The organism is Thalassospira sp. NFXS8 (genome assembly GCF_040148805.1).
Lineage (GTDB): Bacteria > Pseudomonadota > Alphaproteobacteria > Rhodospirillales > Thalassospiraceae > Thalassospira.
The window spans coordinates 606,184-620,198 of record NZ_JAGEMF010000001.1; the positions used below are offsets into that span (position 1 = coordinate 606,184).

Sequence of the window (14,015 nt, forward strand, 5' to 3'; positions counted from 1 at the left end):
TTATACAAATTACTGCCCGGTTTTTGCGGGTGCCAGCATGGTGATTTTATCAACAATCAGGGTCGACGCTTCACGGCATGTCGTCATTAGTGCCGAATGCCCGGTAACCCGTACAAGATCACCCGGGCGGAAACCTGATGCCTTGTTTGCCAGTGCATACAACGTCCCGTCATTGGCGCGGAATGTCACGCATTCCTGCCCCTGATCGGTAATTTCACCTGTTGTTGTAATCGTGTCGCGGTTAAATGTGCTGCATGCTCCAAGCATGACAACCAGAGAGGCTGCCGCAACAACTTTGACGTGCCTGTGACCCAACCAGAAACTCATTTCTCACGTCTCCTTGACGGATTTTCATTTAAAAAGCGGTTTCAAAGATATTGTTAAGACTCTTGTAACCGACAGCTTTTAAAAAAACACTTCTGATTCCATTTTGTAGCCGTTTCGACGTCCCCTGTCATTGCCTGAAACAAGCGATGGAACAACATGAAAGATGTTGATCTGCCCCTGCTGCAATCCTTATTAAAGGCTGCTTCCCTGCGCCCGGATCAAAAACAGCCGCGCCCGGATGAGCCGACACCGGAATTATCGACCCTGATTAAACATGTTCACAGCCTGCAAACCCGGCTTGATCAATCGGAAAACCGTGTTCGCCAGCTTGAAAATTTGCTTGATACCGACGATCTGACAGGCCTCCATAACCGGCGCGGTTTTTTGCGTTTGTTAAAACAAACCCTAGGCACTACCCCCAATTCCCGTCCTGAAACAAGCGTGATAATCGCCGACCTTGATGGTTTCAAAAAAACCAATGACCAACATGGCCATGCCGCAGGTGACACTGTTTTGCGCCATTTTGCCCACATCCTTAAAAAACACCTGGCCCTAAAAGATTTTGCCGGTCGGCTGGGCGGCGACGAATTTGCCGTTGCCCTGGTAAATCACGGCACCCCGCATGGTCATTCCTTTATTGATCGCGTCAAATCGTCCCTCGGCAGGTCACCGGTTTTATGGCACCATGCCCATATTGCGGTTGTTGCCAGTTTTGGTGTGGCAAGCAGCCATGATCACCGCAGCCTGAACCGTCTGTTGCACAGTGCTGACATGGAAATGTATCGTCACAAACATGGCACAGCTGGCATAACCCCAAAGGCTGGCTTGCAACAACGTGGTAAAAGCCACGATCCTGGCACAGGATGGGACCAGAACCTGGTATCGTGAAGCCGTTTATTTTTTGTGGTTTTCCTTCAATATCGCTGCAATAAGCGCTATCTATACCATTGGCGAGCATCAATCGGACCTGATAGCTGGTCTATAACAACATAAGAATAGCTTGGCGGTCATGGAATGACAGAACATTCTTCGGCAGATATTGGCGAAACAGACCGCGACCTTTTGGCCGCGATGGCGTTTTGCTGGGCCGACATGCTGCTTGAAGTGGACGAAAACGGCTATGTTCTTTTTGCTGCCGGTGCGATTGAAAGTTTGCTGGGCTGCACGCCCGAACGCCTTGTTGGCGAAGCCCTTGAACAATTGATTGTGGCGGCCGAACGTCCGCTTTTGCGGGCCTATCTGCACAGCAGCACCGGTATAAAACGGCTGGAAGAACTTGATCTCGACCTTCAGGTGCCCGCGACACACACCACGCCATCATCTGTTTTACCCATATCGATCAGCGGTTATCTGATCTCTGATCCGGTTGGCCGGTATTTTCTTGCAATTCGTCATCGGGCAATTCGCCCCCGTGCACGTCACGGCATCGACCGGCTTATCCTGCAACAGGGCATGTCTGGTCGAACCCGGCTGGCACGAAAAAAAACGACCGGAAAATTATCTGTGCCGGAAACAGCGATGTCGCGTTTTAACGAATTACCTGACACGGACGAACCAGATCAGCCAACACACCACAACACAGCACTGATTGTTCTTGAAAACCTGGCCGCCGCACGCAGCCGCGCCGAGACCGAAGCGGCCAACGAACTTTCCGACATGATCCGTCAACGCAACCGCGACGATCACCCCGGTGCGCAACCGTCTCACCGCCCGGGCATGCATGAACCCATGATCGAACTGGAACGCCGGATTGTGGCCTATGCCAGTGCCTTGCGCGCCGATTTAAACGACCCTGCCTTTTCTGAAACCGGCGACATACAGCAAGGCGAGCCCGCGCAGGACGCAACAGCATCAGCGTCGCCATCTGATGAAACCACCCAAACGACACCCGACATCGATAACACATCCCCCGCGTTGCAAACATTTCAGTCGGAAGGTAACCCGGCCAGTCTTGCACAGACCGAACAGGATGCGTTCGGTGTGCTGCACAATGTCGCCCATTCCCTAATCGAGCTTGAATCCGACGCCGACGAACCGGTTTTTGAAGGCCCTGACTATGAGGTTGCCCACGCGGTACATCATCAGCATGATGTTGAGGGAGATGGTTTCACCACCAACCTGACACGTGCGGTTGCCTATGCTCTTAACCGGTTGCACGCTCGACGCGATACCCGTGATGATGTCAGTGCCGAAAAACTTTCTGCCAGCCTGCCCGGGCTTATTCAGGAAACAATGAAATCGGTACGGGCATTTCGCGAAATTGTTAAAAACGGGTCCTTTACCGTCGCTCTTCAGCCAATCGTCAGCCTGAATGATGAAAAAATTCACCATTACGAGGCCCTCGCCCGCTTTACGGGAACAGACGACACCCTTGCCATCGACCAGATTATTCATTTTGCCGAAGGTACCGGCCTGATCACTGAATTTGACCTGGCGATGTGCCGCAAAGTGCTGGAATATATGTCGTCGGAACAATGCCCGCCCAACATGCATATCGCAATCAATCTGTCCGGGCATTCGCTTGAGCAGCACGAATTTGATACCGCCCTTTTGCAGGTTCTTGACGATTTCGCCATTGACCCGTCACTGGTTTATTTTGAAGTCACCGAAACAGCCCGCATCACCAATTTACGGCTGGTCAATGCCACCTTGCAGCAATTGCGGTCACGCGGGCATATGGTGTGCCTGGATGATTTTGGCGCCGGGGCCGCCAATTTTGAATATCTCAGCGCGCTTGACGTTGACGTTATCAAATTTGATGGTCGCGCCATGCAAACCGCCCTTGCCAACCCCAAGGGCCGGGCCTTTTTAAAGGCCACGGCGTCACTGTGTCGTGATTTGAAAATCAACACAATTGCCGAAATGATCCATAATGTCGCGACCTTCGAAATGCTGCGCGACCTTGGCATCGATTTTGGTCAGGGATACCATTTTGGTCATCCTGAAACTGTTCATTTTACCCTTAAAAACAATCCATTGGCGGGAAGCAATAACGCAAATACCCCCCCGCCAGCAGGAGACCGCCGATGATTTCTCGCCTGATCTATCGTAAAAAGAAATCAGTCCGTGAGAAAGTACCCTCCGCTGTCGACACACAGGTTGAAACGGTTGAACCTGCCCGTGCCAATCCTGCCGATATTGCCCAGTCTGACCCGAGCACCCTGCGCGAACGCCGCGCCGCTGCCATCAGCGGCACCCTGAACGCGCACGATGCCAGCGATGTTGACCAGAACGCCCTGCGATTTGAACTTGAACCATCCACCATGGCCCAGGCAGAGGCCCCGGTAATGGTGATGCGGCAAAACGGCACGCCATTATTTGCCAATAAAAACGCCATGGGTTTTGCCGACGGCATTCGCGAAGGACTGTTCCCGGAAATTGTCGCGCTGATCGCCCGTGCGCTTGAGACGCCAGGCGGCGTTGTCGAACTTTTGACATTCGAGGTTCAGCGCGGTACGGCAACGCTTGAACTCACCGCACTGCCAATGCGGGATGACTTTATTTTGTTGCTGCCCCGCGACGTATCGATGGACCGCAACCTGCGCGAGGCACTGATTGATTCGCGCCAGCGCTATCGCGATATCGTCGAGGTTTCATCGGCCTTTGCCTGGGAAACCGACGAAAGCGGCAAATTTGTTTTTGTATCCCCGCGTGGCGCGATGGATTATCAGGCAAAATCACTGTTGGGCCGCCTGCCAATCGATTTTATGATCGAAAAAAACGATCAGGATGCCGAACAGGTTTTTAAAACAATCCGTGCTGTACGCGACATGCCGATCTGGTTTTACCGTGCTAATGGCAACAGCGCCTGCCTGTCGGTTTCGGCAACGCCAATCATTAATCGCGACGGCAAATGGTGCGGGGCACGCGGCCTCGCCCATGACATTACCGAACAACGCCAGCATGAAACAGAAATTGCCAACGCCCGGAACCGCGACCGGTTAATTACCTATATCGTTCGGGCCATGCGCGATGAAATCAACCCGACCGAAGTGTTGCGCAATGCTGCCACGGCCAGTTCCCGGGCCCTTGCCTGTGCTGCCTGCGTCATTTTTCGTCCGGAACACGAAGATGGCGACATGGTTGACGTTGCCAGCCAAGGCGACGATGCCTGCAAAAAAATTGCTGCCGAAATTTTAAATTCCCTGCCTGTCGATATCGATAACCAGGAAATTGAAAATGGCAATTACTGGATCAAAATCCGCCGCTGTCATTATCACCACCGGGTTAATGGCGCTGTTGCCTTTATGTTTGAACGCGACCATCCCATTCCCAACGAGGGCGAACGCTCCATTATGGATGACGTTGCCGACCAAATCGGCATTGCTATTGAACAGGCTGATAACCACGACCGCATTGTTATGTTATCGCGAACGGATGGTATGACGGGCCTGTTAAACCGGCGGGCGTTTTTTGATGAATTGAAACGCCGTTATGCCCGCCTTATTCACCAGCCCAGCCCGGCCGCGCTGATGTATGTTGATATGGATAACTTCAAACTGGTCAATGATGTGCACGGGCATCAACGCGGTGACGAAGCCATCCTGACATTAAGCCGCATGCTGCAGGATAACACCCGCCCTGGCGACCTTGTTGCGCGACTGGGCGGCGACGAATTTGTCGTATGGCTGGATGGTGCTGATCGCAATGCCGCCGAAAGCCGCGCCAAAGACCTGATTAGCGCCAGCGCCACCTTGCGCCCGTTATCAGGCCGGGAAGACCGGCCATTGGGCATATCGCTGGGTATCGCGGTTCACGAAATCAATGAAACCGAAGACATTGACGATTTGGTGCAACGTGCTGATGACACAATGTATTTTGTAAAAAAACACGGCAAGGGCAGCTATGCCATTGCCGAACCTGTTGGTGTGCATACGCCAACCAGAACTGACTAGGGAGCCTACCCGATGAAGGGTTTTTTGCAGCGTGTCTTTACGCGGCGCAAGGAAACGCCAATTTCCTATGAGGAAGCCAAGGATATGGCCGCCAGTTCGGCAGCCCATGTTCGCGGAACCCTTGCGCAACGCCATGACACCCGACCGGAAATTTTATATTTTCTGGCAAATGACGCCGAGGCATCGGTTCGACGCCATGTCGCGGAAAACGAGGCAACACCGGTTCAGGCGGACCTGCTGTTAACCGACGACAAGGACGATGATGTCCGCGGGACACTGGCACAAAAAATTGCCAATCTGTCGGACGGGTTAACACCGAACGAAACCGATAAATTACGCCGCATGACCTATCAGGCGCTGGAAAAACTGGCGCGTGATCAGGCCATTCAGGTGCGGCAGGTTATTGCCGAAACACTGAAGGATCTGGTTCATGCGCCGCAACCGATTATTACCCAGCTTGCACGCGATACGGAAACGGTTGTTTGTGGTCCAATCCTGCAATATTCGCCGGTCCTGACCGAACTTGACCTGCTTGAAATCATTGAAACCAATACGGCATCAGGTGCGCTCAGTTTTGTGTCGCAGCGCCGTAATCTAAGCGAACGTCTGTCAGACGCCATTGCCGCCACCACCGATACCGATGCGATATCGCATTTGCTTGGCAACCGGTCTGCGCAAATTCGCGAGGAAACCCTCGATCAGCTTATTGATCGTGCCCCCGATATTCAGCAATGGCACGAACCGCTGGTACAGCGCCCCGCCCTTGGTCCGTCTGCAGCGGGCAAACTGGCCCGATTTGTCGCCCAGAACCTGATATCGGTGCTGGAGCGACGCAAGGATTTAAAAGACGACCAGCTTGCCATGGTGCGCAAAGTGGTTGAACGCCGGATCGAATCCGGTGAATTCAGTGCCGCAGTAAACCGTCAGGGAAAAGCTGACAAAAAAGGCAGCAAAAAGAACAATACCTACAAGGACAAAGCCGCAACACCAGACGACGAGGCCGCAGGCTCCAACGAAACCGAAGCCTATCAGATGGCACTGGACCTGCATGCCAAAGGCAAGCTGACGGACGCCCGCATTTCAACGGCGATGACCGAAAATGATGTTAAGTTTGCCCGGGCAGCGCTTGCTGTGAGGGCAGGAATTCCGTCCGAGGCCGTGGCAAAAGTGTTAAACACCCATTCAGCCAAAGGGGTTGTTTCATTGGCGTGGAAGGCAGGCCTCCCTGCCGATCTGGCCGTGAAAATACAGGTCAAACTGGGCCATGTCCCCCCCGGACAGGCACTTAACCCACGTTCAGGAAATACTTATCCGCTAAGCGAGGATGACATGCTCTGGCAGCTTGAGTTTTTTACCGGCATGGCAACAGTTGGCGTGCGTTAAAACAACAAGCCATCAAATATTTACAACAGGCTCCCCTGATATCGGGGCGTCTGTTGAATTATAAGGAAATATCTGCCGTTAAAAACTGCGCTTAGCATCACCTTGGCACCATCCTGCCCGCTATCTTCTGCCCCTAACCGTTTAGAATTCCGAGCGCGTTGATCTTTCTGCATTCGCGTGTGCATCGGGCAAAACCCGCGCCGGTTCACTATTTTCTGCCAGCCAATATGGGCCTTAAATGGCCGGGCGTCGCATGGAAATATGTGGGATACCGTCTTCGTCAAACGGATCACCTTCTGTAATAAAGCCCAGGCCCTGATAGAATCGTTCCAGATGTTGCTGGCCATTCAGGAACACCCCCAACCCCGAAAAATGTTTTTCACACGCCTGGATCGACTGCATCATAATAGCGCGACCAACACCCTGACCGCGCAAGGCCGATGCCGCAACCACCCGCCCGATTGCCGGGTCGCTTCCCTGCGCACTGTGATGCGGGTCAATACCGGCGGGCACAATGCGCGTTGCAGCCACCACCTTACCATCAATCTGGCCCAAAACATGAAATGACAGCGGATCAAGGCCATCAATTTCGGGAAAAATGCAGTTTTGCTCGATAATAAAAATTTGTTGGCGCAGCATCAGCAAATCATGCAACTGCCGCAGTCCCAGGTCATCAAAACGACCGTGCCACCAAACAATCTGTTCTGCTTTCATAGATATCAGGCTCCGTTAACTGGCGCGGTGTTCAATATGGTAAACAAACACATCGTCTTCCTGTAATGACGCCAGCAATACATTGCCCGTCATCTCGCAAAAAGACTTCATATCTGCAACCGAACCCGGGTCGGTTGCCATTACTTTTATAACGCCGCCTATCGGAACATCACGCAATGCCTTTTTGGTTTTCAAAACCGGCATCGGGCACATCAGGCCGCGTGCGTCCAAAACCAGGCTAAAAGGGTCCTGTGGCGAAACAGTCATGGCTTTTCCTTCATATTTTTCATCATCCGGCCGTTCAATTGGTCCCTGCGATGATTTGGCGATTGTTGCATTTGCACAATATGTTAGACTGGCCTTCAATAATCAATCAAACGCTCACGCCTGTGCTGCCGCAATGCAAATCTATCTGCCTATCGCCGAGATGTCGGTAAATGTACTGCTTATTTTAGGTCTTGGCGGCGGCGTCGGATTTGTGTCCGGATTGTTCGGCGTTGGTGGTGGATTTCTGATCACACCGCTTTTGATCTTTTTTGGCATTCCGCCTGCGGTTTCAGTTGCGACTGCCGCCAATCAAATTGTTGCGTCTTCATTGTCGGGTGTCATCGTCCATTGGCGGCGTGGCAATGTTGATGTCAAAATGGGTTTGGTGTTGCTGGTCGGCGGTCTTGCCGGGTCATCGTCCGGGGTGGGGATTTTTGCCTGGCTACGGTCGCTGGGGCAAATCGATCTGGTTATTTCGCTATGCTATGTGGTGTTTCTGGGCACCATTGGCGGCATGATGATGATCGAGGCATCGCGCGCCATTTTCCGCACCCGCCGCAAAAGCGGCACCGTCCGGCGCAGCAAAAAACATCAACACGGTTTTTTGCATCGTCTGCCGCTTAAGGTCCGGTTTTATCGTTCCGGCCTTTATGTCAGCGCGCTTTTACCCCTTCTGGTCGGGTTTCTGGTTGGTTTGCTGACGGCCTTAATGGGGGTTGGCGGCGGTTTTGTCATGGTTCCGGCCATGATTTACATTCTGGGTATGCCAACCAGCGTGGTTATCGGCACTTCCCTGTTTCAAATCATTTTCGTTTCAGCCAACGTTACCATCCTGCAATCGATCCAGACCCACACCGTGGATGTGGCCCTGGCATTGTTGCTGGTATCGGGCGCGGTTGTTGGTGCGCAGTTCGGGGCGCGGTTTGGTGCCAAAATCAAGGCTGAATATCTTCGTGCCGGTTTGGCCGCCCTTGTTCTGGCCGTGTGTATCAAGCTGGCACTCGACCTCGTCATCACCCCGAACGATCTGTTCTCTGTTGCGCCGGGGAATTTGTGATGGTGGCATCGGCTATGGCTTCGCTTGTCGCAATTGTTTGTCGCGCGCAAGCCGCTGCGCGACACAATCCTGTACAGCGCCAAAAATTCGGCCGTATTGACCTGTCTTTTGCCCTGTTCACCGCCCTGCTTTGCACAGCACTGGTGGCGATAAAACCTGCCAAAGCCGACCCTTTGGTCGTTGATCTGTCAAACCACCTGGTGGCGATCAGCACCGGTTTTACCGGCACCGATGTTTTGCTTTTTGGGGCGATTGAAAACAAGGGCGATGTTGTGATTACCGTTCGCGGCCCCGAACGCGACATGATTGTTCGCCGCAAGGAACGCAAGGCAGGCATCTGGATCAACACCAAAAGTGCTTATGTTCGCAATGTCCCTACATATTATGCCACAGCGGCCAGCCGCCCGATCGAGCTGATCGCCAATGACCGGCTGTTTGCGTCCTACCATATCGGGCTACAAAACCAGCGATTTGTCACCACGATGAATGGCGACGATACAGATGACAGCCTGTATCGCGATGCCTTGCTGCGCAATATGGAATATGTCGGCCTGTTTAACGACAAGCCCGCAAAAATTAGTTTTCTATCCAATCAGCTTTTTCGTACCGATGTTCATTTTCCGGCCAACACCCCAACCGGTACCTACGTGATTGATGTTTATTTGATCCGTGACGGGCGCATTGCCAGCATCAAAAGTACACCGCTTGTCGTTTCCAAAACCGGTGTCAGTGCCGATGTTTATGACTTTGCCCATCGCTATTCTGCGCTTTACGGCATTATCGCCGTCATCATTGCAGGGATCGCCGGTTGGGTTGCAAGTGTTCTGTTTCGCAAAAACTAACCCTCCCCGCCCCTTATTTTCCCATGCAATGCCACTGTAAAACTGGCCCGGTTTTCCTTACGACATGCTGCGGATTAATGCTGTCAAGCTGGCGTGCCGCAAATTTATTGCATGCAGCCATGCAGCAAACCGGCTAAAAATAGCTTGGATAATCGCCCTTTGATGCGGCACAATTTCAAAAAACATGGTGCCACCGCAGTCTGTGTTGAGGCGACACCGAACCCCACTGTAAAATCATCACAGGGCAGGAACCGATGAACTCCAACCAAGATGATCGAGAATTACTAAGTTCGAATAACCGAACATTTTTGGTAGTTGTCGATGACAGCGATGAAATGACCAAGGCATTGCGATATGCCTGTCGCCGCGCACAACATACCGGCGGACGGGTGGCTTTGCTTAGCGTTATCGAACCGGCAGAATTTCAGCACTGGATGGCCGTTGGTGATTTGATGCAGGAAGAAGCCCGCGAAAACGCCGAAAACCGGATCAATGATTTGGCAGGTTATGTGCATGAACAGACCGGCTTCATGCCATTGTTGTTCATTCGCGAAGGCCGCATCAAGGATGAACTTCTGAGTGTGCTGGAAGAAGAACAGATTTCAATTCTGGTTCTGGCTGCCAGCGCCAATAATGAAGGCCCGGGCCCCCTGATTACGGCCCTGACCAAAAGCGATGTTGTCGGCCAGCTTCGTTTGCCCCTGACCATCGTACCGGCAGCGCTATCCGATGCGGATATTGATGCGCTAAGCTAGGGCTGAACGACCAATTTTGCCCGCTATCAATATCGAACCCGACTTTAAAAACGGCCTGACAAATTGTTCAGGCCGTTTGCTGTTCAAGAAAATCCATATAAGCGACAAAAGATTCCTTTTGCCCAAACAAAACATGCGACCGGGTACGAATGGCTTGCGCAATAACCGACCGGCGACGTTTATCGGTCGCCAGTGTCAAAGCTGTTTCAACATAATCCGCCGAATTATAGGCAACGCAATCAAACACCGAAATTTGCCGGTAACAAGTGTGGCTGCGGCGTGTTCTGGCTTCCTTGCCTGGCAAGGTTACCAACGGCACACCCAGGCCAAGGCAATCAAACCCCAGCATGGCATCGTTCCAGGCCGGGCTTTCCAGCACCACATCAACCGCGCCAAGCAATGACAGCATTTCGGCACGGTTGCGCACATTCACAAACCGCATCCGTCCGGCAACATCACCATGATTAACGGCAAACCGCCGCCCCCATGCGGCGTCCCATGTGTCACGTTCCGGCGCAATCAGCAACAATTCGGCGGTTTCATCAAGACGCAAGATCTCGGCAATCAGCGGGTCAAAATCGGCACTTAACACATCAAGTGGCTGCGGGCATAAATAACTGTTGCGATCTTCATCTATCCGCCACTGGCGCTGTAAATCCCGCATTGACTGTTCGGGTACAGACGGACATTCCCCGTTGACAAACAAGCCCGGCAAACGCACCAGCTTTTCGGTATAGCGCCCTTCGCCACCAGCGGCTTCCCAGTCATCGGCGACAAAATGAAAATCCATATTCGATAAACCGGTCGTTGCGGCAATACCACCGCCCGCCACCTGTATCGGTGCCAAACGCCAGCTTGCCAGCAACATGGTATAGGCGTCGGCTTGCGCATCAACATAATGCAGCACATCAAATTCCAGCCCGGCAATTACTCCGGCGGAATGTTTCGGGTCCAGCGGCAGGCGCACCACCAGATCGGCATTAACATCAATGCGCGATGTAATGTCGTCCTCGCCCAGCGGCGGGCGCACCACGGTAATGTCAAACCGGTCACGATCCAGCGCGCTGACAAACCCCGCAATCCAGCGACCAATACCGTTATTGCACATATTGGCTGAAACAATACCCAGCCGCACCTTGCGTCCCTGCGTGGAAACCGCGTCCCGCACCACAGGAATATCGGCATCTGCCGCCAGTTGTTCCCAATAACGGCCCACCGCCATTAATTGCTCATCCCCGTGCGGGCGCAATGCCGCCCGCCAAACCGGCGGAAACCGGGTCAGTGTCATGGGGTCGATACGACCGGGTGCAGTCTGAGTACCATTTTCTTCATCCGATAAAATGGCATCTTCAACAATATCGCGAACGACCTCGTCATTTTGCGCATTGATATCAACTGGCACCGGCGAAAACAGCAACCGCCTGGCAGTGCGAAACAGGGTCGCGTCATCGCCATTGCGAATTTTACGGTCAATGGTTTTTTGTAAAACCTCGTGCGCCATCGCGGCGTCCGTCTGTTCGGAAAGCTCAACAGCCAGGCGAAACACGGCATCATCGCCGCCGCCAGCCCCAATCGCCGCGCCAAACCGTTCAACTGCTTCATTATGGCGGCCCGAAAGACTTAACCCCTCGCCCATCATCAGCAATAATTCGGGATCATCGGGATAGCGACGCACCAGTGGCTCAAGCGAGGCAATGGCCTCGCTGCCCTGGCCGGTCCGCAAATTAAGCAAAGCCAATGTGCGGCGTGCGCCTTCAGCATCGGGATCCAATGCCAGCACCTGACGCAAACAATGTAACGCCCCGGCAAACTGACCCAGACGAAACAGCGCCTCGCCATATGCCGTAAGGGCGGTCTTGTGTCCGGGCGATAGCCGCAAGGCCCGCATCAACGGATCACTGGCAGAAACGGTCCGCCCCTGATCAAGCAGAATTTGCCCTAACAGCACCAGTGCCATCACCATATCCTCGCGGATCGACAACGCATGTCGGCAGGCAGCTTCGGCCCCTTCCAGATCGCCGCTGTCGCGCAGACTGGCAGCATAATTTGCATTAATATCGGCGCTGTCGGGCGCCTGGTTCAGGGCAATCTGGTAATTTTCGCGGGCTTGATCCAAATCGCCAAGATCACGATAGGTATTGGCAAGGTTGCAATACAACGCCGGAGAATCGGGGCATAAGCGAATCGCCCGTTTAAACGCACCGACAGCATCGCGATTTTTACCTGCCGCTTTAAGCGCACGGGCATGGTCATGCTGAATTTCGGCATTGCTGGCATCGGCAATTGCCGCGCGGCCCATGCGTTCGGCAGCAATGTCAAACCGGCCCTGCTTTAATGCAACCAAACCCGCAAGATGCATGGGTTCAACCGCTTGCGGGTAAGCAAGCGTCAGCATGCGGCAGGCATCTTCGGCCTCCGCAAAATGACCGGCCTCGAACAAATCAAGTGCCGAATAAAACATCTCGCCCAGGTCAGACAATGAATTTTCAACCATTCGATCAGAACGCACATTTATATTCATGCGCGAACAATAACGACCAAGCGTTAACAAACCACGCAATTCAGTTGCGAACAATCAAACAGATCATTGATGTCGGGATCAATGATACATTCTGAATTATTTCAAGATGCATTGATCATAGCCGAGCCATCCGCCCGCAAATAATCGACAGAAACAACCCGGCGATATAAGACGATTAATAAAACCGGTTTTTTGCGACAATCCCCTTATCAGCATTTAATATTTTCCAGTCACGTGTACTGGCATTAACCAGCCCCCCCTGATGAAGGCACCGGGAAAGCAGCCCGTTTTCGCGAATTTTCATCAACCCCGAATTAAGGGTCTGAATAATTTCTTCGGCCCGGGGCGACTGGCGCGACACCATAAAATGTTGCGCATTTGGCATCGCCACTTTCAGGCCCGGCACCGGCAGCAACCTGCCGCCTTCAAATTCGCGCATCATGTCGGAACGTGGTGAAAATTCCAGCAACGTAAAATCAGCCCGGCCCTGTGCAATCAAATGATACATCTGTCCGGTTGTGCTCACCGGGTACAAACTGGCAAGGTTCATTTCAGTCAAAACCATCCAGTCCAGCCGCCAATGCGGGTTACTTACCGCAGTTAACCTGCGAATATCGTCAAGGTCGCGAGCCTTTTGCAAATTTGAATTATCCGGCAGGCCATATATGCCTTTAAACAGTTCGCCAGCCTCAATAAAAGCATCACTTTTCAACACACTGTCATTGCCAGCTATGTTAAAATCCCAGTCGGCTTTAACTGTTGCAACGCCATCTGCTACCATCAGGCGGCTGCGGGCGGAATTTGGCGAATCAATTCCGACCACATTCACATCCATCCCGCCTGCTTTCAGGGTTTCGCGCAACAAAACATAATTGGTTAGCGAAGTGTTGTTGTAATTTGGCCCGTTGCAACGGTCGCAAAAATCGCTCGATTGCGGGTCATCATAACATTTTTGCACACCGGGCAGGTCAATGGACCGCACAGGCATTATCACCGGCGGGTCGGCGTAACCGGCCACGGGCAGGCCAACAACCACAACAAACAGCACCACGGCGACCGCGCGGATCAGGCTGTTATGTAACATGTGCCAAAACTGCATTTGCCGCCCCTGCGCCAGGAACCTGAACAGAACCTTGATGGTTTATATCGGGTTTTGCCCGGCCATCTTCAACATGGCGCTGCCTTTATCCTTATCCGGTGTCAATGATACCAAACAAACAGCTGTCAAATAAGGCAAAATCCTGCGCAGCCCGG

At 52.9% G+C, this 14,015-nt stretch carries 12 protein-coding genes; 7 read left to right on the forward strand and 5 right to left on the reverse strand.

Annotated features, from left to right (window positions below; genetic code table 11):
* Positions 1-9: 9 nt before the first annotated feature.
* Positions 10-327: a DUF5818 domain-containing protein gene (locus J4E05_RS02735; protein WP_349592215.1), complete on the reverse strand. Its 318-nt coding sequence runs from the start codon at positions 325-327 to the stop codon at positions 10-12.
* A 156-nt stretch (positions 328-483) separates the two neighbouring features.
* Here J4E05_RS02735 and J4E05_RS02740 point away from each other — a divergent pair, with 156 nt between their 5' ends.
* The 4 genes from J4E05_RS02740 to J4E05_RS02755 all read left to right on the forward strand — a co-directional run bounded on the left by J4E05_RS02740 (position 484) and on the right by J4E05_RS02755 (position 6,605).
* Entirely contained in the window at positions 484-1,215 is a 732-nt protein-coding gene (locus J4E05_RS02740; RefSeq protein WP_349592217.1) for a GGDEF domain-containing protein, read from the forward strand.
* Between the two features lie 126 nt (positions 1,216-1,341).
* On the forward strand, positions 1,342-3,357 hold the full coding sequence (locus tag J4E05_RS02745; RefSeq protein ID WP_349592219.1) for a sensor domain-containing phosphodiesterase: 2,016 nt from the start codon (positions 1,342-1,344) through the stop codon (positions 3,355-3,357).
* Positions 3,354-5,222, forward strand: a complete 1,869-nt coding sequence (locus J4E05_RS02750; RefSeq protein WP_085594164.1) for a diguanylate cyclase domain-containing protein — start codon at positions 3,354-3,356, stop codon at positions 5,220-5,222. The genes J4E05_RS02745 and J4E05_RS02750 overlap by 4 nt, the downstream gene beginning before the upstream one ends.
* Positions 5,223-5,234: 12 nt before the next feature.
* A complete protein-coding gene (locus J4E05_RS02755; RefSeq protein WP_349592222.1) occupies positions 5,235-6,605 on the forward strand; it encodes a DUF2336 domain-containing protein in 1,371 nt (456 codons plus the stop codon).
* A gap of 234 nt (positions 6,606-6,839) precedes the next feature.
* On the opposite strand, the gene J4E05_RS02760 is transcribed toward J4E05_RS02755, so the two are convergent.
* Together J4E05_RS02760 and J4E05_RS02765 are read right to left on the reverse strand one after the other, a co-directional pair.
* Positions 6,840-7,319, reverse strand: coding sequence for a GNAT family N-acetyltransferase (locus J4E05_RS02760; protein WP_349592224.1), 480 nt, complete (start codon positions 7,317-7,319; stop codon positions 6,840-6,842).
* Positions 7,320-7,334: 15 nt separating this feature from the next.
* Positions 7,335-7,586: a sulfurtransferase TusA family protein gene (locus J4E05_RS02765; RefSeq protein WP_349592225.1), complete on the reverse strand. Its 252-nt coding sequence runs from the start codon at positions 7,584-7,586 to the stop codon at positions 7,335-7,337.
* A gap of 133 nt (positions 7,587-7,719) precedes the next feature.
* Between J4E05_RS02765 and J4E05_RS02770 the strand changes: the two genes are divergently transcribed.
* From J4E05_RS02770 to J4E05_RS02780, 3 genes are all read left to right on the forward strand, one after another.
* Positions 7,720-8,643, forward strand: a complete 924-nt coding sequence (locus J4E05_RS02770; protein ID WP_349592227.1) for a sulfite exporter TauE/SafE family protein — start codon at positions 7,720-7,722, stop codon at positions 8,641-8,643.
* A 14-nt stretch (positions 8,644-8,657) separates the two neighbouring features.
* Positions 8,658-9,485: a TIGR02186 family protein gene (locus J4E05_RS02775; protein ID WP_349592229.1), complete on the forward strand. Its 828-nt coding sequence runs from the start codon at positions 8,658-8,660 to the stop codon at positions 9,483-9,485.
* 254 nt (positions 9,486-9,739) lie between these two features.
* Positions 9,740-10,240: a universal stress protein gene (locus tag J4E05_RS02780; RefSeq protein ID WP_085594172.1), complete on the forward strand. Its 501-nt coding sequence runs from the start codon at positions 9,740-9,742 to the stop codon at positions 10,238-10,240.
* Positions 10,241-10,307: 67 nt separating this feature from the next.
* Here the strand turns inward: J4E05_RS02780 and J4E05_RS02785 are convergent, their stop codons facing one another.
* Entirely contained in the window at positions 10,308-12,749 is a 2,442-nt protein-coding gene (locus J4E05_RS02785; protein ID WP_349592231.1) for a tetratricopeptide repeat protein, read from the reverse strand.
* 187 nt (positions 12,750-12,936) lie between these two features.
* Positions 12,937-13,860, reverse strand: a complete 924-nt coding sequence (locus J4E05_RS02790) for a hypothetical protein (protein WP_349592233.1) — start codon at positions 13,858-13,860, stop codon at positions 12,937-12,939.
* Between the last annotated feature and the right edge of the window lie 155 nt (positions 13,861-14,015).